The sequence below is a fragment of the Thiosocius teredinicola genome (assembly GCF_002009425.1).
Classification (GTDB): domain Bacteria; phylum Pseudomonadota; class Gammaproteobacteria; order Chromatiales; family Chromatiaceae; genus Thiosocius; species Thiosocius teredinicola.
The window spans coordinates 705,547-727,458 of sequence record NZ_CP019936.1 but is presented as its reverse complement, the minus strand read 5'-3'; the positions used below and the strand labels follow the sequence as shown (position 1 = coordinate 727,458).

The window sequence follows — 21,912 nt, the reverse complement described above, 5'->3', positions numbered from 1 at the left end:
ATGAACCACCGCACTCGCCCGACTGCCGCGACGTCGGGTTTCGCTCGACCCTGTGGGCGGCGTAACCGGCTGTCGATTGCCGCGCTGCTGGTGGTCCTCGGCATTTCCCTGACCATCGGCGGTTGCGCCGACGACGTGCCGGAGGTTGCTGAACTCACCGGGCCCACGATGGGTACCACGTTCAGCATCAAGATCTCACCACCGCCAGAAGCGGCGCTGCGCGACGAACTGCAGCGACAGATCCATCAGCGTCTGCACGACATCAATGCACAGATGTCGACCTACCAGCCGGATACCGACCTGATGCGGTTCAATCTTGCATCAACGACCGACTGGCATGCGGTACCACGGGAACTGGTCGATCTGGTCGATCGGGCGAACACCATCAGCCAGTTGAGTGGTGGTGCCTACGATGTCACGGTCGGGCCACTGGTCAATCTTTGGGGCTTCGGCAATGCGGGCCGGCGCGACACACCACCCGCGCATGCCGAGATCGCCAAAGCTCTGGCGACGATCGGGTTTCAGAAACTGCACACCCGACCCTCTCCGCCTGCGCTGAAAAAGGATGTTGCCGGACTGCAGGTGGACCTGTCGTCGATCGCCAAGGGCTGGGCCGTAGATCAGGTCGCCGAACTGTTAAACAAAGCCGGCATGACCAACTATCTTGTCGAGATCGGCGGCGAGGTCGTTGCCCGTGGACATAAGTCGGATGGCTCGGCATGGCGCATCGCAGTCGAAAAGCCTTTGCTGGATCAGCGCGCCGTCGAGCGTGTCGTCGCCCTCAACGAGGCCGCAATGGCGACCTCCGGCGACTATAGAAACTTCTTCACCGATGGCGGTAGATTGTATTCCCACACCATCGATCCGAAGACCGGCGAAACCTTGCGCCACCGGTTGGCATCAGTCACGGTGTTCGCCGACAACTGTACCGATGCGGATGCCTGGGCAACGGCCTTGATGGCTCTAGGTGAGCAACGCGCACCGGCGTTGGCCGACGCCCAGCAGCTCAAGGCGTTCTTCATCATCAGAACTGACAGCGGATTCGAAGAGATCGTCAGCCCCGCGCTGCGCACATCCGAGCTATGGGCCGGCGCGCAGTGAAGCGGTTTTCGACGTTGGCCGACCGTGCTTACACCCGTAGCGACAGGCCATCGCTCAGCGACATACGGTAAGCGCGGTAGCTGGGAATACTGCCGACCAGGAAACCGGCCAACAGAACCGCACCAAGCAGGGTGAACTCGTAAGCGGTAGGCGAACCGATCTCGATGAACAGGCCGAGGTGAACCTCGATGAACGGTCTGCCGACGAGTAGCAACAGGTATAGCAGCGCGAGTCCGAGCCCGATACCGAGCAACGTCAGCACCGCCGCCTCCCCCATGATCAACGCAAAGATATGAACCGGCCGCGCACCGACCGACCGCAGGATAGCCATTTCACGACGCCGTTCGTTGAGACTGGTCAACAATGCCACCAACATACCGAACAGGCCCACCACGACCACGAAGGCCGACACCACCAACAACGCATTCTCGGCAATCGCGATCAGGCCCCATAGCTCTGCCAGCGCAGCGCCGGGCAGTACGGCAGACAAGGGTTCGCCTTTGTATTCGTTGACGTATCGCTGCACCTGGAAGGTCGCGATCTTGGATTTGAGACCAAACAAGGCCGCCGTGATCACCTTCGGTTTCAGGTCCAGCTTGCGGGCCTGGTCGGCACTGATCGACAACCCCGGCACCGGCGCACCGCTCTGCCAATCCACATGAATCGCCTCGATGGCCTCGAGACTGACATGTACCGTACGGTCGACCGGGGTACCGGTGCGTTCGAGGATACCAACCACGCGGAACGGTTTGTCTTCATGCCGTGCGAACCCGACATCGGCACCGCCATGGGCAATGACCAGCGGCGTATCCAGCTGGTATCCGAGCTTGTCGGCGACCTCAGCGCCAATGACGGCGTCATACAGGTCGGCGAACTTACCGCCAGCCTCGAAGCGCAACGTTTGCTCTCGGGCAAATCGGTAGTACTTGAAATAGTCGCCGTTGGTACCGAGTACGCGATAGCCGCGGTGCGAATCACCGAGCGATAGCGGCACGCTCCATGCGACCTTGGGATGCGACGCGATCTCTTGGTAACTCTGCCACGAGATGTTGTTGGTGGGGTTGCCGATACGAAACACCGAGAACAACAACAGCTGAACCGGCCCACTGCGTGCACCGACGATCAGATCGGTACCCGAGATCGTGTTGGCGAAGCTGGCGCGGGTTTCATTGCGAACACGCTCCACGCCGATCAACATCGCGACACTGAGCGCGATCGAAACCACCGTGAGGCCGACCGAGAAACGCCGATTGCGCAGACTCTTCCAGGCAAGACCGAGTACCGGTGTCACAACACACCCCGGCGTGGTGCCCGATTCACGTCGGCAAGGCGAATGGTGCGACTGAACAGCGGTTCGAGTGATGCATCATGGCTGACGAACACCAGCGTCGAGCCGGCGGCACGACACTCGTCGAACAACAGTTTGACGAACGACTCGCGACGGCTGGCATCCAGCGACGATGTCGGCTCGTCGGCGATCAACAGTGCGGGTGAACCCATCAGCGCCCTGGCGGCGGCGACACGCTGCTGCTGACCGACACTCAACGCCGTGACAGGGCGAGCGATCAGTTCATCGTATCCCATGTCCAGATGGGTCAACAGGCGTCGTGCCTCGTGATCCAGGCTTGGCGCTTGGCGCAGCGCCCTGGCGCGACGTTTTGCGGAAAAGCGACACGGCAAGGTGACATTGTCGATCACCGACAGATACGGAATCAGGTTGAACATCTGGAAGATGTAGCCGATGTGTTCGGCGCGAAACGCGTCGCGCTGGGCCGCGCCCAGTGCGTTCAACGACTGCCCGAGGACCTCAACGCGCCCCGATGCGGGCAACGCCACACCGGCGAGCAGGCTGAGCAGCGTGCTCTTGCCACTCCCGCTCTCGCCCTCGACGAATACCTGCTCGCCGCGGTCTATCCGCAGCTGTTCGAGAACCAGCACAGGCGGCTCGTCGCGCTGCCAACTGAACGCAATATCGTGCAGACGAACAACGGCGTCGCTGGCCGAATCGTTGTCTTCTCGCTGATGCTGCGCCGACGTCACGCCGCGATCAAAGCCTCGATTGGAGTGAAACCCTGCGGCCTAGAACCGCAACTGGCGATTGTATGTCGTCAACTCCACCGACCCCTGGTTGGTCGCCGTGATGTATTGCACATGCGCGCGCTCGGTCGCCGGAAACGTCTGAAACAGTACCATATCGAGTTCGGTCAGACTTTCCGGATTGCCGCAGGTATAGCTGTACTCCGCCTCGATATCGCTGTGATCACCGTGATCATGTTCGTGTGCTGCGTGCTGTTCCGCCGGCAAGGTACCCGGCTTGAGACTGCCCTGCAGATCCCACGGCATCTCGACCTTGACCCTATCGATGGCGCAGTTCGCTGCGAACGGCGTGGCAAACATCTGGCTGGCATCGTGTAACACCTGCGCGGCCGTCGTGGCCTGGTCGATATCTTCGTCGCTCGTCGGCTCGTGCTCGAAGCCGACCAGATTGGCGGCGGGTGACGACAACTCGATCAGCAGCTGATTGCCGTCAACCGCAACGTTCAACTGCGCGGTGCCGTGCTCGTGCGCGTCGTGCTGTCGAAAACCCTGCTGCGCGAGAGCCGCCACAGACGAAAACATGCATGCCGCTGCGATCGACGCAGCAAACCTTTTCACCTTCATAGATCCACTCCCGTTACAGAGGCATTCGGAAAAACTGCCGCGGTCCGCGCACGGACCTTCAGCTCGCGCGCCACACAGCCAAAACGTAATGTTATTACGTTTTATAAATCAACCAGTACCTGGTGGCAAGCCCTACCGCCCGACTTGCTCGACTCGCATGCCGGCGAGCCGCTCGCTTAGATTGGCTAGCCCATCGCGAGTTTCGTACGATGGGTCGACAGGAAATCCCAGCGAGACCCGGTATGACCAAGTATTTTGTCGTCGCGAGCGTATTGCTCGCATCAACTCCCGTCGCGTACGGCGCCGACATCGACCTGCAATGTGAGCAGCTCTCCAACACCCTGATCGAGCGATTTCATCGCGAGGGACTGCTGCCGGCCAACGGCGAAGGCGCGCTGCGCGCGCAGGAGATCGCACAGGACGTTTGCGCGGGCGCCGAGGCGCAGGCCCAGCAACAGCACGAAGAAGGCAAGAAAGAGGCCCTGTCGAACTGGCTGTTCGAATCCACCGGCGGCAAGCCCGGCAACAAGCGCCTGCTCAACCTCAAGCGTTGACGTCAGGCTGTCACCGCTACGACTGAAACTGCTGCCCGGTTCACATTTCGCGCGCAGAGCCACCTAGCTCGACAACACCGAACGCATCCATCGCCTGTTCGTCAGCCATTCGTCAGCAAACGAATGGCTAACTCTACCCCCAGCAGAGACGGCGCCCATTGCGAAAACGCATTGGCATGGGACGACACCTGACCCATCCATGTTGGTTCGCACTGGCGCCATCCCAGCCAGAACCAGACAAGACCGACCATCAACGGAACGCGCGGTACTCGTGGCGAGTACCCGTCATATCCGTACAGAAGTCGGAACGTGCCGCGTCTGTGTTGAATTGACTCACTCAAATGGAGAAGCATGATGCGTATTTGGACAACACTGTTAACCGGCGGCGCGCTGTGCATGTCGCTATCGGCACACGCCTACGACTGGCAGGCCTTGCCCGAGCAAGCCCCGGCACCGGCAGACAACCCACAGACCGAGGCGAAGATTCAACTCGGCAAGACACTGTATTTCGACCCACGTTTTTCCGAGCACGGCACCCTGTCGTGTAACTCGTGTCACAACGTCATGGCAGCGGGCGATGATAACCGCCCCAACTCGATAGGCATGCACGATGCGCGCGGTGAGCGCAGTGCACCGACCGTATGGAACGCAGCATTTCTGTCGACCCAGTTCTGGGACGGCCGCGCCGCCACGCTCGAAGACCAGGCCAAAGGCCCGGTACAGAACCCGATCGAGATGGGCATGGCAAACCTCGATGCGGCGATGGCCCGCCTGCTCAAGATCCCGGGTTACAAACCCATGTTCGAGGCGGCCTTCCCCAACGAAGAGAACCCGGTAACCGCAGACAACGCGGCCAAGGCGGTAGCTGCCTTCGAGCGTACCTTGATCACCCCGGACACGCCCTACGACCGCTATGTCAAAGGCGACAAGACGGCGCTCAATGAGCGGCAGGTTCGCGGCATGAACCGCTTCGCCGAACTCGGCTGCACCTCATGTCACGCCGGCGCCAACTTCAGCGGACCGGAAATGCCGGTCGGCACTGGCTTTTTCATGAAGTTCCCAACGTTCGCCGGCAGCGAGTATGAAACCAAGTACAAGCTGACCGACGACAAAGGCCGCCAGACGGTCACCAACCAGGCCAGTGATGCCAACATGTGGCGCGTACCGACGTTGCGCAACGTGGCGCTGACGGCGCCCTACTTCCACAACGGCGCCGTGCCGACGTTGGACGAGGCCGTTCGCGTCATGGCGAAAACCCAACTGAACCAGGAAATCAGCGAAGACGATGTCAACGATATCGTGGCCTTCCTGAACGGCTTGGGCGGTGAGTTTCCGGAAATCGCCATGCCGCGACTCCCGGCCACGCCGAATATAAGCGTGATCCCGCCGATCGATCCGCATATGGGTCGCGCGGCCCACCGTTGAGGTAACGACGCCGGCGCGAGCAAACGCGTCGGCGTCAGTGCGAATCGGTTGGATAGGGCATCGCGAGGCGATACCATCGGGGCATCAGCCGAACCACGTCATGATGCTCGACCGAACGCTCTCCATTGCCCCCATGCTCGATTGGACGGATCGCCACTGCCGCTTCTTTCTGCGGCAGATCTCGCATCATGTCCTGCTTTACACCGAGATGATCACCACCGGCGCCCTGCTGCATCGCGATCCGGCGCGCTTTCTCGACTACAACGCTGCCGAACATCCGCTCGCACTGCAACTGGGCGGCAGCGATCCGAACGAGCTCGCGGCATGCGCAAAACTGGCCGATGAATGGGGTTACGACGAGGTCAACCTGAACGTCGGCTGCCCTTCCGACCGCGTACAGTCGGGCCGCTTCGGCGCCTGCCTGATGGCCGAACCATCGCTGGTTGCGGAATGCGTCGCGGCAATGGCGCAGTCAACGCCGCAAGCGGTTACCGTCAAGCATCGTATCGGCATTGACGATCTCGATGGTTACGATCACCTGACCCGGTTCATCGACGCCATTGCCAACGCCGGCTGCGGTACCTTTATCGTGCACGCACGCAAAGCCTGGCTACAGGGACTCAGCCCGAAACAGAACCGCGAGGTTCCGCCGCTAAAGTACGACGTAGTGCATGCATTGAAGTCGGACTTCCCACAACTGACATTCGTGATCAACGGCGGCTTCAAAACGCTGGCCCAAGTCGAGGAGCAACTCAGGCAGGTCGATGGCGTGATGATCGGTAGAGAGGCCTATCAAAACCCGTGGATACTGGCTGAAGCCGATGCGCGATTGTATGGCGACGATATCGGACCACAGTCGCGAAACGATGTCGTCGCACGCATGCTGCCCTACATCCAGCAACAACATGCGCAGGGTGTTCCGGTACATCGCATCACTCGCCACATGCTTGGCCTGTTTCAAGGCGTCAAAGGCGCGCGCGCCTGGCGTCGCCATCTTTCCGAAAACGTCCACAAAGCGGACTGTGGACCTGAGATCTTGACAGCCGCCATGTCGGCAATGGGGTGACGACAATGCATCGTTCTTACCGACAAACAAGCGTTTCAGCCGCATCCACCGCGGCATTGATAGCGACGCTTGCGGCGTATTCGGGCGCGCATGCCTCAGGCGACGCAGTCAAACTCCTCGAGCAGAGCGGTGCCTGTATCGGCTGCGACCTCGCCGGCGAAGACCTGTCGGGGCGACGCCTGATGGCAGCCGATCTATCCGGCGCCGACCTGCGCGATGCGAACCTGCGCGGCGCCATTCTGTTCCGCGCAAACCTGTCGGCCGCAGACCTGAGGGGAGCAAAGCTTGAAGGCGCCAGCCTGGGGCGTGCCAACCTGTCGAGCGCGAACCTTTCCGGTATCGCCTGGCAGCGCGCCAAGCTCGCGCACGCGACACTGATCGATGCCGATCTGCGTAACAGCGACTTGCGTGAGGCAATGCTGGAGCATGCCGACCTTTCGGGCGCCAACCTGTCGCGCTCGAACCTGGAAGGTGCGCGTTTGCGGCACACAACGCTGGACAACACCCATCTTCATGAAGCCCGGCTCAAGGAAGCAGACCTGCGGCAACTCGATCTGCGCCCGGTCGCCTCGATGACCCGTGTCGATCTTGGCGGCGCGCGGCTCGACAAGGCCGACCTGAGCGGCGTCGACCTCAGTGAAAGCAAACTGGACACAGCGCAGATCAACGACGCCAACTTGTCTGGCACTCGTTTGGTCGCGGCGTCATTGCGTGCCGCAGAGCTGCGCAAATCGAACCTGAGCGATGCAAATCTGGACAACGCGGATCTTCGCAACGCCGTTCTGCAAAGCGTCAAGCTGCAAGGCGCAACGCTCAATTCAACCAAACTCGATCAGATCACCCTCAGCGGCAACCTGATCGGCATGGATTTCAGCAACAGCAATCTACGGCGCGCCAACCTGCAAGGCGCCAACCTCAAAGATGCAAGGTTCACCAATGCCGACCTGCGCCAAGCCAACCTCTCGGCCTGCAATCTGTACAACGCCGACTTCAGCGGCGCCGACCTCAGGTCGGCGAACTTCACCCGCGCCAACCTGCGCGAAGCGAAGTTCGATAATGCCGATTTGACCGATGCGCGTTTCGACGACGCGAAGGGAGCCCCGCAACACGTCGCCGATTGAACGCGCGTAGTCAACGCGTGATGATCTCCGGCCCCATCAGTTGGGTCGGCAACCAGGTCGACACGACCGGCACATAGGTCACGATCAACAGGAAAAGGAACATGATCGCGACCCAGGGCGCGGCGGCACGGATGACGCTGCCGACCGACATCTGTGCGACCCCCGCGGTCACGAACAGGTTCAAGCCCACCGGCGGTGTGATCATGCCGATCTCCATGTTCACGACCATGATGATACCCAGGTGAATCGGATCGATACCCAGGGCGATGGCGATCGGAAAGACCAGCGGTGCGACGATGATCAACAGTCCGGACGGCTCCATGAACTGACCACCGATCAACAACAGCACGTTGACCACGATCAGGAACATGATCGGCCCGAAACCCGCCGACAGCATCGCCTCGGTGATCATCTGCGGCACGCGTTCCTCGGTGAGCACATGCTTCAGGATCAGCGCGTTGGCGATGATGAACATCAACATGATGGTCAACTTGCCGCCTTCGAACAGCGCATGCTTGGTATCCGGGTGCCAAATCACGGAAACAATGCGAACCGGCAAACCGGCAACAGAGCCCATGCCGTCTTTGAATGGCCCCATGTCGCGGTAGATGAAGTTTGCGATCAGAAACGAGTAAACGGCAGCCACGGCCGCGGCCTCGGTCGGCGTGAAGATGCCGCCGTAGATACCACCGAGGATGATGATCACCAGCAACAAGCCCCATGAGGCATCGGCCATCGACGCGAACACCTCGCCCCAACCCTGCCAGGGACTGGCCGGCAACCCCTTGACACGCGCCCAGATGTAGATGGCGACCATCAGCATGAAGCCGGCCAATAATCCGGGAAAGACGCCGGCCAGGAACATGCGCCCCACGGACACATCGGTCGCCGCAGCATAGACCACCATGACGATCGACGGCGGTATCAGGATACCGAGCGTGCCCGCGTTACAGATAACGCCGGCGGCGAACTCGCGCGAATAGCCGACCGAAATCATGCCGGCGATCACGATCGACCCGATCGCGACCACCGTGGCCGGCGATGAGCCGGACAAGGCAGCGAACAACATACAGGCGAAGACCGAGGCGATCGCCAAGCCGCCGCGGAACGAGCCGACCACCGCGATAGCAAAGCGGATGATGCGGCGTGCGACACCGCCGGTCGACATGAACACCGAGGCGAGGATAAAGAATGGTATCGCCAGCAGCGTGTAGTGCCCCTCGAAGGCATCGAACAACGACTGCGCGACCGCCACCAGCGACGCATCGTGCGAGAACATCATCAGGAACAAGATTGACGAAAGGCCCAGCGAAATCGCGATCGGCACGCCGATCAACATGAAACCGATGACCATGATGAACAGAACCAGCACTTCCATGATCAGCCCTCCCCATCCTTGCGCGCAGTCAATGGCTGCGGATGCGGGTCGGCCATCTCCAACTCCTCTATCAGCTCTTCGGCTTCATGGCTGGCGATGATCATGTCGACCTTGCCGGTCAGGATGTACCAGGCCTGTTGAAAGAACCTGAGCGTCAACAAGGCCAAACCCAACGGCAATGCAAGATAAGGAATCCAACGCGGGATCTTTTCGTAACGCTCCCCTTCGTTCATCCATTCGGCAAGAAACTGGAACATCTCGGGCATTGGTGTGTCATCGGTTTCCATCCATGCACGCTCGGTGGCGAACGGCAGCCAGTAATGCCAGGAGCCGTACAGCACCATCAGCGCGAACGCCAGACAGGCGGTCACCGCGAGCAACGCAGCAATTTTTCGTGCCGCCGGCGAAAGGTGTTGAATCACCACGTCTACACCGATGTGTACGTGCTTCTTCACGCCGTACGACATCCCCATGAGCACCAGCCAGGCGAACAGGAACTCGGTGATCTCGTTGGCCCACAGGATGTTGTCGGAAAAGGCATAGCGCGCCACGACGTTGGCGAAGGTGACCAACACCATCAGGCCAATGCAGATGGCGATACTGGTTTCTTCTATGGTGTCGGCGATGCGCCCGACGCGGGATGTTGGAATTGTTTGCATCTTGCCTCCGGCCGACGGAATTCGGATTCGGCACCCGTGCTGGTCGATTCCGTCTTCAAACCGATGAATGGGTAAGGCGGCGTTACTCGAACGCCGAAGCGGTCGCCGGCTCCCCGCCCGACGACCGCTTGGTCAGTCACGCGAAGGATCAGCCCTCGTTGGACTTCAGTGCGTCCTCCATCAGGTCGGCACCGATGTCTTTCTCGAACTTTTTCCACACCGGCTTCATCGCCTCGACCCATGCCTGGCGCTGTTCCGGGGTAAGCTGACGTACAACACCACCGGCATCGATGATCGACTGGCGGTTCTGCGCATTCACCTTGCTCGACTCGGCGTTACGCTCTTCGCTGACCTCTTTCAGAATTGCCGCCAGTTCGTTGCGCACATCGTCGGGCAGGCCGTCCCACCACTTGGTCGACGTTACGACAAGGTAATCCAGCACACCGTGATTACTCTCGGTGACACCGTCCTGAACCTCGAAGAATTTCTTACCGTAGATGTTCGACCAGGTGTTCTCCTGGCCGTCGATGACGCCCTGCTGCAGACCGCCGTACACCTCTTTGAACGACATCTTCTGCGGTGATGCGCCGAGCTGTTCGAACTGTGCGACCAACACGTCCGAAGCCTGAACACGGAACTTAAGACCCTTGGCATCTTCGGGCTTGAGCAGCGGCTTGTTCGCCGAGATCTGTTTCATACCGTTGTGCCAGAAAGCCAGACCGGTCAGTCCGCGACGGCGCATCGAATCCTTGAGTTTCTGACCCGCGTCGGAGTTCTGGAAGCGGTCGACGGCATGGATATCTTCGAACACGAAAGGCAGATCGAAGATGCGGAATTTCTTGGTGAAGGTTTCGAACTTGGAAAGCGACGGCGCGGCCATCTGCACATCGCCGTTCAACATCGCTTCGAGCACCTTGTTGTCATCGTAAAGGGTTGAGTTCGGAAACACCTGCATACAGGCCTTGCCGTTCATCCGCTCGTTGACCCGCTCGGCCAACAGGTTCGCCGCGATGCCCTTCGGGTGCTTATCGGCATTGGTGACATGGCTGAACTTGATCACCATCTCGCCGGAATCACAGTTCGCAAAGACTGGGGTGGCCGAAACAGCCAGAGCCGCGGTTACGGCAAAGCCGATCAGATGCTTACGCATGGTGTTACTCTCCTTATCGATATTTTGGAATGCGGGTGCGCCCCGCTGAGGACGACACGCGGGGTAGTGTTGCAACGCAGGTGCCAGTTCATCGACTACAACGCTATCCCATTGTTTTTCTTTTATATAACCGCCTTGTGACGGATGCGCGAGGTGGCAGCAATAGGCGGGATTCCACCCATCGGGCCGTTGAGGGTGGGTGAAACTTCGCCCAACGGTCCGCCCCGGCGGCGCGATTCACACAACCTTCCGCGGGCGATACTGCGATGATCCAACGCATCGATCACTTGGTTATGACCGTAGTCGATATTCCTGCAACCTGCAGGTTTTACAGCCGTGTTCTTGGCATGGACGTCTTGCGCTTCGGCGACGACCGCATCGCGCTGGCATTCGGCGACCAGAAGATCAATCTGCATCAGGCGGGGCAAGAGTTCGAACCCAAGGCGACTTTCCCGACACCCGGCGCTATCGACCTGTGCCTGTTGACCGATCAACCATTAGACGATGTAAGGCAAAGGCTCGATGATCAGCGGGTTGCCATCATCGAGGGCCCGGTGCGACGTACGGGCGCAACCGGTCCGATCCTTTCGCTGTATTTTCACGATCCGGACGGCAATCTAATCGAGGTCGCCTCCCCGCTCCCGGCCTGACCGATACCTGCGCTGAACACCTAAAGACAAGCAACAGCATAGCGCGACGTCGCGCGTTAGAATTCCGCTTTAATCCGCGATTGGAAACCACACCGTGCATTGGCTCGCGCTCAGCCTGATCTGCGCATTCTGTCTGGCCACGTCCGACGCCGGTGCCAAACACTGGTTTCGCCAGGCCGGCGCGATTCAGATGGTGGTGGTGCGCCTCGGCTTCAGCGGCCTCTTGCTGATCCCGTGGGTGATCACATTCGACCTACCGGTTCTGCCCTGGCAGTTTTGGGCATGGATGGCGTTGCTGATGCCATTGGAGATCACCGCGATGCTGATGTACATGCGGGCGATCCGCGATTATCCACTCGCGTTGACGGTGCCTTACCTGGCGTTCACGCCCGTGTTGGTGGTGCTGACCGGTTGGCTGATTCTCGGCGAGAAAGTCAGCAACGGCGGTCTGTTCGGCATCCTGTTGGTAGTAGCCGGTTCGTGGCTGTTGAATTTCGAGCACACCGACAAACTTACACCGCGTACCCTGTTCGCCCCATTGCGCGCGATCGTGATCAACCCCGGTTCCCGCCTGATGCTGATGACTGCCGGCATCTATGCGATCACTTCAGTGGGCGGCAAGGCAGCGATGCAGTGGATGCCCGCCGAGCAGTTCGGCGCCTTCTACTTCGCGGTTCTCGGTACGCTGGTGCTCGTGCTGGCAACCCTCTACCAACCCCGTTCGCTGCACGTCGTCAAACACGGTTGGTTACCCTTACTGGTCGTCGCCGGCTTCATGTCGGTCATGGTGGTCACCCACTTTCTCGCTCTGGCGCAGATCGAAGCGGCCTATATGATTGCGGTGAAACGCACCAGCCTGTTGTTCGGCATGCTGTACGGCGCCATGCTGTTCGGCGAACGCCACCTCGGGCGTCACCTGTTGGCCGGCGGTATGATGGTGGCCGGCGTCGCGGCCATCGCACTTTGACCGAGCAACCTCGAACCGTTATGCATACCCGCTACAACGAAATCCCCGCTTACCAAACCAAGGACGGATCAGAGATCCGCGAACTGATGCACCCTACGGTTCACGGCAACGCCAATCAGAGTCTTGCCGAGGCGCGGGTCGAGCCGGGTGAACAGACGGCCTTGCATCGACACCGCCTGAGCGAAGAGCTCTACCATGTAACTGCCGGCAGCGGCATCATGACTCTCGGTGACGACCGTTTGCCGATAGGTGCGGGCGACACCATCGCGATCACGCCTGGTACGCCGCACAACGTGCACAACACGGGCCACGAAACCCTGGTCATACTGTGTTGCTGCAGCCCGGCCTACGCGCACGAAGATACCGAGCTGTTGTAAACGGCCAGAGCACGCGGGCGATGCTAAACGATTGTTCAACCTTGACTTTATATATTAGTTTTCGCTAATATCTTGCGCGTTTCAGACCGCGAGCCGTTGCAGCGGTTTCATCCAACACCTTTCGGAGAGACCCTATGTCCATCGAACGTATCGTCATGGCATTTGCCGGCTTCATGATCATGCTGACCATCGCGCTGGGCGTGGCAGAAAGCCCGATCTTTCACCACCACTATTGGCTGTACTTCACCGCATTCATTGGCTTCAACCTGTTCCAATCGGCGTTCACCGGATTCTGCCCGCTGGCGCTGATCCTCAAAAAGATGGGCAAACAGCCGGGCGCTGCATTCTAAGCGGCCACCAGACAGACACACCGAAAAGCCGGCCTCGCGCCGGCTTTTTTGTGCCCACCATATCTCCCGTTGGGGCAGGCACATCGCCCGCGGGAACCGGGTTCGCTCCATTCGAAATTAGTTTGTAAACGCAAATTGTTCGTATTACGATAACGATTTCCAACACAAGATCTACAGCACGCCGAGTCATGAACGATAAGAGCAGGCAGGAACCGTGCAAATGCGATGAAGGCAAAACGCAGGATCCCCCTCGATTGTGTACCTCCGAGCTGTTCCGTGGCGGAAACCGTATCGAGATCGAGCACCGTGGCGAAACGTATCGCTTACAGATTACACGCCAGGGGAAACTCATTTTGACCAAGTAGCCGCTCGAAGATCGGCTGGAACCTAAAAAAATTTATGTACGGGAGTCCACTCAACATGAAAAAAGCACTGCTTGCCGCAACGATATCTGCGGCACTGGCCGGGGGCGGAGCCGCCGGCGCAGCAACCCTGGAAGAGCGCCTCGAGGCGATGGAAAAACGCCTGAACTACCTCGAGAAACGCGTCGAAACGCAAGACGAGGTGATCCTCGAGAAAGACCGCGAGATCGCCGAGCTGAAGAAAACGACCGGGGGGAATAGCGCCGCGAGCAGTGGCAGTTGGGTCGACAACATCGAAGTCAGCGGGCTGATCGAGATCGAGGCAAGCCACACCTCGCCCGACGGCGACAAAGACGAAAGCGATCTGATCACGCCCACGGTCGAGTTGGGCATCGCCGCCCAGGTCAACGACTGGGTCAGTGCAGAACTCGTGCTGCTGTACGAAGAAGATACCGACAACGATGACGGCAGCGGCGACGGCAGCGACTTCAGCGTCGATACTGCGATGGTCACGATTGCCGACCCGGACAGCAGCTGGTTCGTCAATGCCGGTCAGTTCACCGTACCGTTCGGCACCTACAACACCGACATGGTCGCCGACCCGCTGACCCTGGAGCTGGGCGAGACGGGCGATACCGCGATCGAAGCAGGCTGGAACTTCGGCATGGTGACGGCATCGGTATTCACCTTCCAGGGCGACCGCGATTCACGCATCGACAACTTCGGCGCCGCGCTCAACTTCGAGTCGGTCAGCGACAACTTCGGCGTTATCGGTCACGTTGGTTACATCAACGACCTGGGCGAATCCGACTTCATGGTCGACGAAGGCTTCATCGCCGACGGCGATGACGTCGCCGCCTGGGTCGCCAGCGCACAGTTCCAGTTCGGCGCCATCCGTCTGACCGGCGAGTACCTCGCGGCCATCGATGGCTTCGCCGATGCCGGCGACGACGAACCCTCGGCGTTCAACGTCGAAGCCGCCATCGACTTTGAGATCATCGGCAAACCAGCGACCTTTGCGCTGGCCTATGGCGGTAGCGACGAAATGGACAACATCAACGACGGCTTCACCGAAGAACGCGTCGGCGGCACCCTTTCGGTAGAAATCTTCGACGGCACGGCGGTCGCTCTGGAATACCGCAACGACGAAGACTATACCGGCGCTGATGCCGACACGATTACCGCACTGCTCGCGGTCGAATTCTGAGCAAACCGAGGAACGTACAAATGAAACGCGCAGTAACTTTCATTGCCTGTATCACGTTCGGCGTGAGCGCTCAGGCAACCACCCCGCAGGCCGTGCTCACGCACTATGCTGACCTGGCGCATGCCATGTACGGCGATTCGCTGCAGACCGCACAAACCCTGCAGCAACGCGTCGATGCACTAATCGCGACCCCGACCGAGGCGAACCTGTCGGCCGCCAAAGCGGCCTGGGTAACCGCACGCCATCCTTATCAGCAGACCGAGGCCTATCGCTTCGGCAACGCCATCGTCGACGACTGGGAAGGCAAGGTTAATGCCTGGCCACTCGATGAAGGACTGATTGATTATGTCGCATCGAGTTACGGCGGCGAGTCCGATGAAAATCCCTACTACACCGCCAACGTGATCGCCCATCCGAAACTGGTCTTGTCCGGCCGCGAGATCGATGCCGGCAACATCACGCCCTCGTTGCTCGCCGAAACACTGCATGAAGTCGACGAGATCGAGGCCAATGTCGCCACCGGTTACCACGCCATCGAGTTTCTGCTGTGGGGCCAGGATCTCAACGGCACCGGCCCGGGTGCCGGCGCCCGCCCTGCCAGCGACTTCGACCCGGGCAATTGCTCGTGGGGCAATTGCGAGCGGCGCGCTGCCTACTTGAAGGCCGCTACCGATCTGCTGGTGCAGGAACTGGCGTGGATGACCGAGCAATGGGCACCCGGCGGTGAAGCGCGTACAACGCTGACCAGCGGCGATCCGAAAGTCGGGCTATCGACCATCTTCACCGGCATGGGCAGCCTGTCGTACGGCGAACTCGCCGGCGAGCGCATGAAGCTCGGCCTGATGCTGCACGACCCCGAAGAAGAACACGACTGCTTCAGCGACAACACCCACTGGTCGCACTACAACGACGCGCTCGGTATCAAGAACGTCTACACCGGCAGCTACAAACGGGTCGATGGTTCCGAGATGACCGGACCCAGCGTTGCCGATCTGGTCGCCGCCCGCGATCCTGCTGCCGACAAGCAGCTGCGCGACAAGCTCAATGCCACGCTCGACAAAATGCAGGCATTGGTCGACAGCGCCAAAGGCGGAGAGGCCTACGACCAGCTGATCGGTGAGAACAATGACGCAGGCAACCGCAAGGTCGCCGCGGCGATCGATGCGCTACTCGATCAGACCAAGGCGATCGAGAAGGCCGTCGCGGTGATGGACCTCGAATCGATCGCTTTCGAGGGATCCGACAGCCTCGATGCACCGGACAAGGTGTTCGAGTAATACGCAACCGGCGATTGACCCCGCCCGTCGCCGCCCCAACCGGGGCGGCTTTTTTATGCGCCGTACCTTGAGCGGCAACAGGCCGTCTTGACTACATCGACGTCAGGCCGACGCACCGCCCTCGCCCATCTGTGACTGCAGATAGTTTTGCAGGCCGACCTTGTCGATCAGGCCGAGCTGTTTCTCCAACCAGTAGGCATGATCCATCTCGGTATCTTCGAGTAACTGCAACAGGATCTGGCGGGTTTCATAGTCCCGCTCCTGCTCGCACACGCTGATCGCCTCTTTCAATGCCGCGGTCACTTCGTACTCGACCGCCAGATCGTTCTTCAACATCTGCGGAACCGTGTCGCCAATGCGCAACGCGTCCTGGTTCGACAGATCCGGTTGGACCTCGAGAAACAGCATGCGCTGAATCAGCGCATCCGCATGCTGGGTCTCTTCTTCCATCTCGTGGTTGATACGTTCATACAGGCGCTGCAATCCCCAGTCCTGGTACATACGCGAGTGCGCGAAGTACTGGTCGCGCGCCGCCAGTTCGCCGGACAATAATTTCTGCAGGTGTGCAATGACCTTGCTGTTGCCTTTCATGCTTAGTCCTCCATCAAGGCTTGCAGGTAGTTTTCGAGGCTGACGTTCGCAATCAGGCTGTGCTGGGTCTCCAGCCAGTCGATATGCTCTTCGGTTTCCCCGAGAATTTTCTCGAGCAGGTCGCGGCTGACGTAATCCTGCGCCGATTCGCAGTCGGCGATCGTGGTTTGCAGTTGGGTACGCATCGGCAGCAACATGCTCAGATCGCCGTGCAGCATCTCCGGCACGTTCTCGCCGATCAGCAGCTTGCCGAGATCCTGCAGATTGGGCAGACCCTCGAGAAACAGCACACGTTCAATCAGATCGTCTGCCTGTTTCATCGCCCTGATGGATTGGCCATAGGCGTATGCATTGAGCCCCTCAAGACCCCAGTTTTTGGCCATGCGGGCGTGCAGGAATAGTTGGTTGATGGCAGTGAGCTGATCTCTAAGGCAGAGATTCAGCCCCTGGAGGATGTGCGGGTCGCCGTGCATCCAGCGCCTCCTGTTTAACGACTGTTACAAGGAAGGCTGGCTATCCGACTGGGACTGGCTTGCCGCTCTGACAGCTCATAGTAAGGCGCAAGCACGCCCGCAGGCAAGATAACTCTTTGTTTTACAACGTATTTCGTAATAATAGTCGCAACGACATTGTTGTTGCAAATCATTCGCATTCCCACTACTATTAAGCTATCGACGAAGAGGGTTAGGCCATGTATGTGTGTGTCTGCAACAAAGTAACCGACGGACAGATCCGCCAAGCCGCAGAACGCGGGGTGTGTTCAATGGATGAACTGCACGATGAGCTCAAGGTCGCGTCATGCTGCGGTCGTTGTCACGATTGCGCCAAGCGCGTGCTGCAAACCGCAGTGACCGAGCAGTGGCAGCAAGCATCCTTCGCTACCGCCGCGTGCGCGTGCGCCTGATCCGATGGCACGCCAACTCAACACCTTCCAGACGCGCCTGCTGAATTGGTTGCACGCTGTCGCTGCAGCCACCCACAACAGTCGCCGAGGTCGCCGCAACAGCCTGTTGCGGCACGTGGCATCACACCCCCGCCACAAGACGTAACCGCCGGTTAAATCCCGCAGGTTTGATATTAGCCAACCCATTAGCCGTATCTCCCAAAACCGATGAACCTTTCCCCACTGATCCTGGCAGCGGCGTGTAGCGCGCTGACGGTGGCATATGCCGCTGAACCGATAACCCAGCCCACGACCGATTTCACCAAGGCGGAAGAATACGAGCGCTACCCCGCAGGTGCCGCCACCCACACCAAGAAACTCAACAAGGATGCGTTCTCGCATGCTTCGGCGAACATGAGTTTCGAGCGCGAGATCGACTTCAAGGTCGGCAACGGCTTTTTCAAACGACTGTGGGTGACTGCCCCGGCGTCGACCAAGGCGGCCGATGGCCTCGGCCCCCTGTACAACGCCCGCTCATGTCAACGCTGTCACCTGAAAGACGGTCGCGGCCATCCGCCCGAGAACAGCAACGACAATGCGGTATCGATGTTTCTGCGCGTGAGTATCCCGCCGCAATCCGACGCCGATCGCCAATTGATCGAGACGCATCGGGTCAAGAACATCCCAGACCCGATGTACGGCACGCAGTTGCAGGACTTCGCCATCGCCGGCCACAATGCCGAATACCGCCTGCAGATCGACTACCAAGAGTTACCGGTCAAGCTCGCCGACGGTGAGACAGCGAGCCTGCGCGCGCCAACCTATACCGCCGCCGACCTCGGTTACGGCCCGCTGCACGCACAGGCCCAGTTGTCGCCACGTATTGCACCGCAGATGATCGGCCTGGGTTTGCTCGAGGCGATCGACGAACAGGACATCCTGTCGCAGGTCGACCCGGACGATTCCAACAACGATGGCATATCGGGGCGTCCAAACCTCGTATGGAGTCTGGAACACGACAAAGTCATGCTCGGCCGTTTCGGCCACAAAGCCGGTGAATCGAGCGTTATGGAACAGTCCCTGGGCGCGTTCGCCGGCGACGTCGGCATATCGACGCCGCTGCACCCCGCCGGTAGCGGTGAATGCACGGCACAGCAACAAGACTGCATCGCAGCACCCGACGGCAACAGCCCGGAATACGACAACGTCGAAGCCGATCAGAAAGTCAGCGACCTGGTCGTGTTCTACGCCAAGAACCTTGCCGTACCCGCGCGCCGCGATTACGACGACCCACAGGTGCTCGCCGGCAAGAAGCTGTTCTACGAATCCGGTTGCATCGGCTGCCACACACCCAAGTACGTCACGCGTTCCGACGATGTCGCACCCGAACAGAAACGTCAGCTCATCTGGCCTTACACCGATCTGCTGTTACACGATATGGGTGAAGGCCTTGCGGACAATCGCCCCGAAGGCGCCGCCGACGGCCGCGAGTGGCGCACCCCACCACTGTGGGGAATCGGCCTGACACCGACGGTCAACGGCCACAGCTACTACCTGCATGACGGACGTGCGCGCAATCTGCTCGAGGCTATCCTGTGGCATGGAGGCGAGGCGCAGGCGGCACGCGACCGGGTGGTCGCCATGTCTGCCGAGGACCGCGCCGCGATGCTGCGCTTCGTCGAAAGCCTATGACTTCCCTGAAAACTTTCTGCCGAAACATCGCGCTGTTGCTCGGCACAGTAATGGTCACAGCGGCATGGGCGGAACCGGTCAACTACAACCTCGCGGTCGCCGACGAGCATGTGATACCGGCCTACCAAAAACTCGCGCAGACCACACAGCAGTTGAATGCCGCCGCACCGGCGTGTGCCCAAGGTGAGACCGGCCTGAATCAGCTTCGCGCCGCATACAGGCCGGCCTACCTCGCGTGGCAGGGAATCGAGCATCTGCGCTTCGGTCCGATCCAGACCCTGTCGCGCGACTATCGTTATCAGCTCTGGCCCGACAAGCGCGGCTCGGTCGGCAAACACCTGCGCAAGTTGTTGTCCAAACCCGATGCGACCAGCCTCGACCCCGATACCTTCGCCGGTGGCAGTGTCGCCGTGCAGGGATTCAGTGCGTTGGAGCGACTGCTGTTCGACGGTGACACCAAGAACGCCGATGATGAATGGCGTTGCCGGGTCATCGGCGCGATTACTGCCAACCTCGAACGCATGTCGGCCGAAACGCTCGCGGAATGGACCGAAGGGTCGTACGCACACCGCGACATGTTCGCCACCGCCATCGACGGCAACGACTACTACGACAGCGACGATGAACTCAGCGCCAAGCTGCTCAACAATCTGCATACCCAACTCGAACGCATGGTCGATCAGAAACTCGGCCGTGCCTTGCGTGAGGAGATAAAGCGGGCCCTGCCCAAGCGCGCCGAGGCATGGCGCAGCGGGTTGAGCAACGCGGCGCTGCGCGCCAATCTGCAGGCCACGTACGCGCTGTACCGTGTCGGCTTTGCACCGCGCGTCGGCAACGAGCAGCTCAATCAACGTATTGCCGGCCTGTTCGATTCGTCACTGGCTACGCTCGACGCGCTGCAGATACCAATACCGGAAGCGGTAATCGACGCAGACGCGAGAGGCAAACTGGTCGAACTCAAAACACAACTGGCGACACTCAACGATGTGATCGGCGGCGAGCTGTCTCAGGCGTTGGGGCTACCGCTGGGGTTCAACAGTCTCGATGGCGATTGATCGACGTAGTTTCTTAAAGGTCGCGGCAGCCTTATCGTTGCTCGGGCCGACGCGCAGCATCGCGGCGGCAGGCGAACAACGCTTTTTGAGCTGCCGCAACGGTTCCGGCGGCCGTCACCTGGCGACGCTGTTCAACAGCGCCGGCGATATCCTGATGGATGTCGTTCTACCGGCGCGTGGCCACGGCATTGCCGTTGCACCCAGCGCAACACACGCAGTGATATTCGCGCGCCGTCCCGGTGACTTCATGGTCGTGATCGACCTTGAACAGCAACGCGTGCTGCATCGCCTGCGAGCTGTTGAGGGGCGCCACTTCTACGGTCACGGCGTGTACAGCCCGAACGGCGGCCTGCTCTACGCTACCGAGAACGCCTACGACAGCGGGAACGGTAAGATCGGCATCTACGCAGCCGATGATGACTATCGGCGAGTCGGCGAAATCGACAGTCACGGCATCGGTCCGCATGAATTGGTACTCATGCCGGACGGCACCACGCTGGCAATCGCCAACGGTGGTATCCGTACACATCCCGATATGCCACGCGCCAAGCTCAACCTCGGCGATATGCGCGCATCGTTGACGCTGGTCGATCGACTGGACGGCCGCAAGCTGGATGAATACCCGACACCCAAGACCTGGCATCAACTGAGTATCCGGCACCTCGATGTCGCGGCCGACAACCGCATCGCCCTCGCGCTGCAATACGAAGGCAGCAAACAGGATCGGCCACCGTTGGTCGGCCTGTTCGATGGCCGTAGCGCGATATCGTGGTTAACCGCGCCTGTCGATATCCAGAACCGGATGCGCAACTACTGCGGCAGCGTTGCATTCGCCAACGACGGACAGACGTTCGCCGTGACCTCGCCGCGTGGCGGATTGATCACGCATTGGCACCGCAACGGAGATTTCATTGCCGCCGACAAGCAGGCCGATGTATGCGGCGTGGCGGCGGACGCACGACGATTTTGGTTCAGCGACGGACTGGGCAACCTGCGGCATGCCGGCGACGGCGACACCCCCGAAAACCGGCACTTCGCCAAGTCACAGTGGGACAACCACCTGACGGTGTTCTGACCCGCATTCTGCAGCGTTGCGGATCACGCCCCGAATAGTCGACGCGACTCAGCCCCGGCGCAGCTTCAGCGCAATCACCATCAATGCCAGCAACAGGGTGATGCCGTTGGCGATGATCACCGGCCACAGACCGAGCAGGATGCCGTAGATCAGCCACAGGGCCACGCCGGCGGCAAACATCAGGTACATGGTCAGCGAGATGGCGTGCGTATCGCGCGTGCGCACAACGCGAAACACCTGCGGGACGAAAGCCGCTGTTGTCAGGAACGCGGCCAGCAAGCCAAGAGACGATGAGAAACCCATATTGCTCC

25 protein-coding genes are annotated in these 21,912 nt (G+C 60.1%); 16 read left to right on the top strand and 9 right to left on the bottom strand.

All coding sequences use genetic code 11. From position 1 onward, the window contains the following. A complete protein-coding gene (locus B1781_RS03455; protein WP_078118329.1) occupies nt 1–1,101 on the top strand; it encodes an FAD:protein FMN transferase in 1,101 nt (366 codons plus the stop codon). A gap of 28 nt (nt 1,102–1,129) precedes the next feature. Here the strand turns inward: B1781_RS03455 and B1781_RS03450 are convergent, their stop codons facing one another. From B1781_RS03450 to B1781_RS03440, 3 genes are read right to left on the bottom strand one after another with little or no spacing between them, the layout of a single operon-like run. Beyond that, nucleotides 1,130–2,392, bottom strand: coding sequence for an ABC transporter permease (locus tag B1781_RS03450; RefSeq protein ID WP_078118328.1), 1,263 nt, complete (start codon nt 2,390–2,392; stop codon nt 1,130–1,132). Next, nucleotides 2,389–3,141 (bottom strand): ABC transporter ATP-binding protein, encoded by a 753-nt coding sequence (locus tag B1781_RS03445; RefSeq protein ID WP_078118327.1) that lies wholly within the window; start codon nt 3,139–3,141, stop codon nt 2,389–2,391. Before B1781_RS03445 ends, B1781_RS03450 begins: the two co-directional genes overlap by 4 nt. A gap of 39 nt (nt 3,142–3,180) precedes the next feature. Continuing rightward, nucleotides 3,181–3,762, bottom strand: coding sequence for a DUF2796 domain-containing protein (locus tag B1781_RS03440; protein ID WP_078118326.1), 582 nt, complete (start codon nt 3,760–3,762; stop codon nt 3,181–3,183). A gap of 242 nt (nt 3,763–4,004) precedes the next feature. Between B1781_RS03440 and B1781_RS03435 the strand changes: the two genes are divergently transcribed. The 4 genes from B1781_RS03435 to B1781_RS03420 all read left to right on the top strand — a co-directional run bounded on the left by B1781_RS03435 (nt 4,005) and on the right by B1781_RS03420 (nt 7,928). Next, nucleotides 4,005–4,316: a hypothetical protein gene (locus B1781_RS03435; RefSeq protein ID WP_078118325.1), complete on the top strand. Its 312-nt coding sequence runs from the start codon at nt 4,005–4,007 to the stop codon at nt 4,314–4,316. A gap of 351 nt (nt 4,317–4,667) precedes the next feature. Next, nucleotides 4,668–5,741, top strand: coding sequence for a cytochrome-c peroxidase (locus tag B1781_RS03430; RefSeq protein ID WP_078118324.1), 1,074 nt, complete (start codon nt 4,668–4,670; stop codon nt 5,739–5,741). Nucleotides 5,742–5,841: 100 nt separating this feature from the next. Further along, entirely contained in the window at nt 5,842–6,807 is a 966-nt protein-coding gene (gene dusA / locus B1781_RS03425; protein ID WP_408646334.1) for a tRNA dihydrouridine(20/20a) synthase DusA, read from the top strand. Nucleotides 6,808–6,812: 5 nt separating this feature from the next. After that, complete coding sequence (locus B1781_RS03420; protein WP_078118323.1) at nt 6,813–7,928, top strand: pentapeptide repeat-containing protein; 1,116 nt, start codon at nt 6,813–6,815, stop codon at nt 7,926–7,928. 10 nt (nt 7,929–7,938) lie between these two features. Here the strand turns inward: B1781_RS03420 and B1781_RS03415 are convergent, their stop codons facing one another. From B1781_RS03415 to B1781_RS03405, 3 genes are all read right to left on the bottom strand, one after another. Next, nucleotides 7,939–9,306: a TRAP transporter large permease gene (locus B1781_RS03415; RefSeq protein WP_078118322.1), complete on the bottom strand. Its 1,368-nt coding sequence runs from the start codon at nt 9,304–9,306 to the stop codon at nt 7,939–7,941. Between the two features lie 2 nt (nt 9,307–9,308). Further along, on the bottom strand, nt 9,309–9,965 hold the full coding sequence (locus tag B1781_RS03410; RefSeq protein ID WP_078118321.1) for a TRAP transporter small permease: 657 nt from the start codon (nt 9,963–9,965) through the stop codon (nt 9,309–9,311). A 148-nt stretch (nt 9,966–10,113) separates the two neighbouring features. Then, nucleotides 10,114–11,115, bottom strand: a complete 1,002-nt coding sequence (locus B1781_RS03405; protein WP_078118320.1) for a TRAP transporter substrate-binding protein — start codon at nt 11,113–11,115, stop codon at nt 10,114–10,116. A gap of 266 nt (nt 11,116–11,381) precedes the next feature. Here B1781_RS03405 and B1781_RS03400 point away from each other — a divergent pair, with 266 nt between their 5' ends. The 7 genes from B1781_RS03400 (at nt 11,382) to B1781_RS03370 (ending at nt 16,305) form a co-directional block, all read left to right on the top strand. After that, nucleotides 11,382–11,765 (top strand): VOC family protein, encoded by a 384-nt coding sequence (locus tag B1781_RS03400; protein ID WP_078118319.1) that lies wholly within the window; start codon nt 11,382–11,384, stop codon nt 11,763–11,765. A 94-nt stretch (nt 11,766–11,859) separates the two neighbouring features. After that, the gene (locus tag B1781_RS03395; RefSeq protein WP_078118318.1) at nt 11,860–12,732 is read left to right on the top strand and encodes a DMT family transporter; all 873 of its coding nucleotides are present in this window, start codon (nt 11,860–11,862) and stop codon (nt 12,730–12,732) included. Between the two features lie 20 nt (nt 12,733–12,752). After that, entirely contained in the window at nt 12,753–13,109 is a 357-nt protein-coding gene (locus B1781_RS03390; RefSeq protein WP_078118317.1) for a cupin domain-containing protein, read from the top strand. Nucleotides 13,110–13,243: 134 nt separating this feature from the next. Then, nucleotides 13,244–13,459 carry a YgaP family membrane protein gene (locus tag B1781_RS03385; protein ID WP_078118316.1) on the top strand — a complete coding sequence of 72 codons (216 nt, stop codon included), beginning with the start codon at nt 13,244–13,246 and terminating at the stop codon, nt 13,457–13,459. A 188-nt stretch (nt 13,460–13,647) separates the two neighbouring features. Continuing rightward, a complete protein-coding gene (gene hemP, locus B1781_RS23540; RefSeq protein WP_078118315.1) occupies nt 13,648–13,824 on the top strand; it encodes a hemin uptake protein HemP in 177 nt (58 codons plus the stop codon). 55 nt (nt 13,825–13,879) lie between these two features. Beyond that, nucleotides 13,880–15,028 (top strand): LbtU family siderophore porin, encoded by a 1,149-nt coding sequence (locus B1781_RS03375; protein ID WP_164513236.1) that lies wholly within the window; start codon nt 13,880–13,882, stop codon nt 15,026–15,028. A gap of 20 nt (nt 15,029–15,048) precedes the next feature. After that, complete coding sequence (locus tag B1781_RS03370; RefSeq protein WP_078118313.1) at nt 15,049–16,305, top strand: imelysin family protein; 1,257 nt, start codon at nt 15,049–15,051, stop codon at nt 16,303–16,305. A 102-nt stretch (nt 16,306–16,407) separates the two neighbouring features. On the opposite strand, the gene bfr (B1781_RS03365) is transcribed toward B1781_RS03370, so the two are convergent. Beyond that, nucleotides 16,408–16,896 carry a bacterioferritin gene (gene bfr, locus B1781_RS03365; protein WP_078118312.1) on the bottom strand — a complete coding sequence of 163 codons (489 nt, stop codon included), beginning with the start codon at nt 16,894–16,896 and terminating at the stop codon, nt 16,408–16,410. Between the two features lie 2 nt (nt 16,897–16,898). Then, nucleotides 16,899–17,369 (bottom strand): bacterioferritin, encoded by a 471-nt coding sequence (bfr, locus tag B1781_RS03360; protein WP_078118311.1) that lies wholly within the window; start codon nt 17,367–17,369, stop codon nt 16,899–16,901. A 218-nt stretch (nt 17,370–17,587) separates the two neighbouring features. Between bfr (B1781_RS03360) and B1781_RS23535 the strand changes: the two genes are divergently transcribed. The 4 genes from B1781_RS23535 to B1781_RS03340 all read left to right on the top strand — a co-directional run bounded on the left by B1781_RS23535 (nt 17,588) and on the right by B1781_RS03340 (nt 21,601). Next, nucleotides 17,588–17,800, top strand: coding sequence for a (2Fe-2S)-binding protein (locus B1781_RS23535; RefSeq protein WP_078118310.1), 213 nt, complete (start codon nt 17,588–17,590; stop codon nt 17,798–17,800). A gap of 207 nt (nt 17,801–18,007) precedes the next feature. Next, nucleotides 18,008–19,471: a di-heme oxidoreductase family protein gene (locus B1781_RS03350; protein WP_078118309.1), complete on the top strand. Its 1,464-nt coding sequence runs from the start codon at nt 18,008–18,010 to the stop codon at nt 19,469–19,471. After that, complete coding sequence (locus B1781_RS03345) at nt 19,468–20,526, top strand: imelysin family protein (protein ID WP_078118308.1); 1,059 nt, start codon at nt 19,468–19,470, stop codon at nt 20,524–20,526. Before B1781_RS03350 ends, B1781_RS03345 begins: the two co-directional genes overlap by 4 nt. Then, nucleotides 20,516–21,601 carry a DUF1513 domain-containing protein gene (locus B1781_RS03340; protein WP_078118307.1) on the top strand — a complete coding sequence of 362 codons (1,086 nt, stop codon included), beginning with the start codon at nt 20,516–20,518 and terminating at the stop codon, nt 21,599–21,601. Before B1781_RS03345 ends, B1781_RS03340 begins: the two co-directional genes overlap by 11 nt. 48 nt (nt 21,602–21,649) lie before the next feature. Here the strand turns inward: B1781_RS03340 and B1781_RS03335 are convergent, their stop codons facing one another. Further along, nucleotides 21,650–21,904, bottom strand: coding sequence for a SemiSWEET transporter (locus tag B1781_RS03335; RefSeq protein WP_078118306.1), 255 nt, complete (start codon nt 21,902–21,904; stop codon nt 21,650–21,652). Nucleotides 21,905–21,912: the final 8 nt, after the last annotated feature.

Coding starts and splice junctions, on each gene's coding strand:
- B1781_RS03375 (WP_164513236.1), top strand. CDS start 13,880: ATGAAAAAAGCACTGCTTGCCGCAACGATATCTGCGGCACTGGCCGGG.
- B1781_RS03350 (WP_078118309.1), top strand. CDS start 18,008: ATGAACCTTTCCCCACTGATCCTGGCAGCGGCGTGTAGCGCGCTGACG.
- B1781_RS03405 (WP_078118320.1), bottom strand. CDS start 11,115: ATGCGTAAGCATCTGATCGGCTTTGCCGTAACCGCGGCTCTGGCTGTT.
- bfr (WP_078118311.1), bottom strand. CDS start 17,369: ATGCACGGCGACCCGCACATCCTCCAGGGGCTGAATCTCTGCCTTAGA.
- B1781_RS03345 (WP_078118308.1), top strand. CDS start 19,468: ATGACTTCCCTGAAAACTTTCTGCCGAAACATCGCGCTGTTGCTCGGC.
- B1781_RS03340 (WP_078118307.1), top strand. CDS start 20,516: ATGGCGATTGATCGACGTAGTTTCTTAAAGGTCGCGGCAGCCTTATCG.
- B1781_RS03440 (WP_078118326.1), bottom strand. CDS start 3,762: ATGAAGGTGAAAAGGTTTGCTGCGTCGATCGCAGCGGCATGCATGTTT.
- B1781_RS03420 (WP_078118323.1), top strand. CDS start 6,813: ATGCATCGTTCTTACCGACAAACAAGCGTTTCAGCCGCATCCACCGCG.
- bfr (WP_078118312.1), bottom strand. CDS start 16,896: ATGAAAGGCAACAGCAAGGTCATTGCACACCTGCAGAAATTATTGTCC.
- B1781_RS03335 (WP_078118306.1), bottom strand. CDS start 21,904: ATGGGTTTCTCATCGTCTCTTGGCTTGCTGGCCGCGTTCCTGACAACA.
- B1781_RS03370 (WP_078118313.1), top strand. CDS start 15,049: ATGAAACGCGCAGTAACTTTCATTGCCTGTATCACGTTCGGCGTGAGC.
- B1781_RS03415 (WP_078118322.1), bottom strand. CDS start 9,306: ATGGAAGTGCTGGTTCTGTTCATCATGGTCATCGGTTTCATGTTGATC.
- B1781_RS03390 (WP_078118317.1), top strand. CDS start 12,753: ATGCATACCCGCTACAACGAAATCCCCGCTTACCAAACCAAGGACGGA.
- B1781_RS03410 (WP_078118321.1), bottom strand. CDS start 9,965: ATGCAAACAATTCCAACATCCCGCGTCGGGCGCATCGCCGACACCATA.
- B1781_RS03430 (WP_078118324.1), top strand. CDS start 4,668: ATGATGCGTATTTGGACAACACTGTTAACCGGCGGCGCGCTGTGCATG.
- dusA (WP_408646334.1), top strand. CDS start 5,842: ATGATGCTCGACCGAACGCTCTCCATTGCCCCCATGCTCGATTGGACG.
- B1781_RS03400 (WP_078118319.1), top strand. CDS start 11,382: ATGATCCAACGCATCGATCACTTGGTTATGACCGTAGTCGATATTCCT.
- B1781_RS03455 (WP_078118329.1), top strand. CDS start 1: ATGAACCACCGCACTCGCCCGACTGCCGCGACGTCGGGTTTCGCTCGA.
- B1781_RS03385 (WP_078118316.1), top strand. CDS start 13,244: ATGTCCATCGAACGTATCGTCATGGCATTTGCCGGCTTCATGATCATG.
- B1781_RS03435 (WP_078118325.1), top strand. CDS start 4,005: ATGACCAAGTATTTTGTCGTCGCGAGCGTATTGCTCGCATCAACTCCC.
- B1781_RS23535 (WP_078118310.1), top strand. CDS start 17,588: ATGTATGTGTGTGTCTGCAACAAAGTAACCGACGGACAGATCCGCCAA.
- hemP (WP_078118315.1), top strand. CDS start 13,648: ATGAACGATAAGAGCAGGCAGGAACCGTGCAAATGCGATGAAGGCAAA.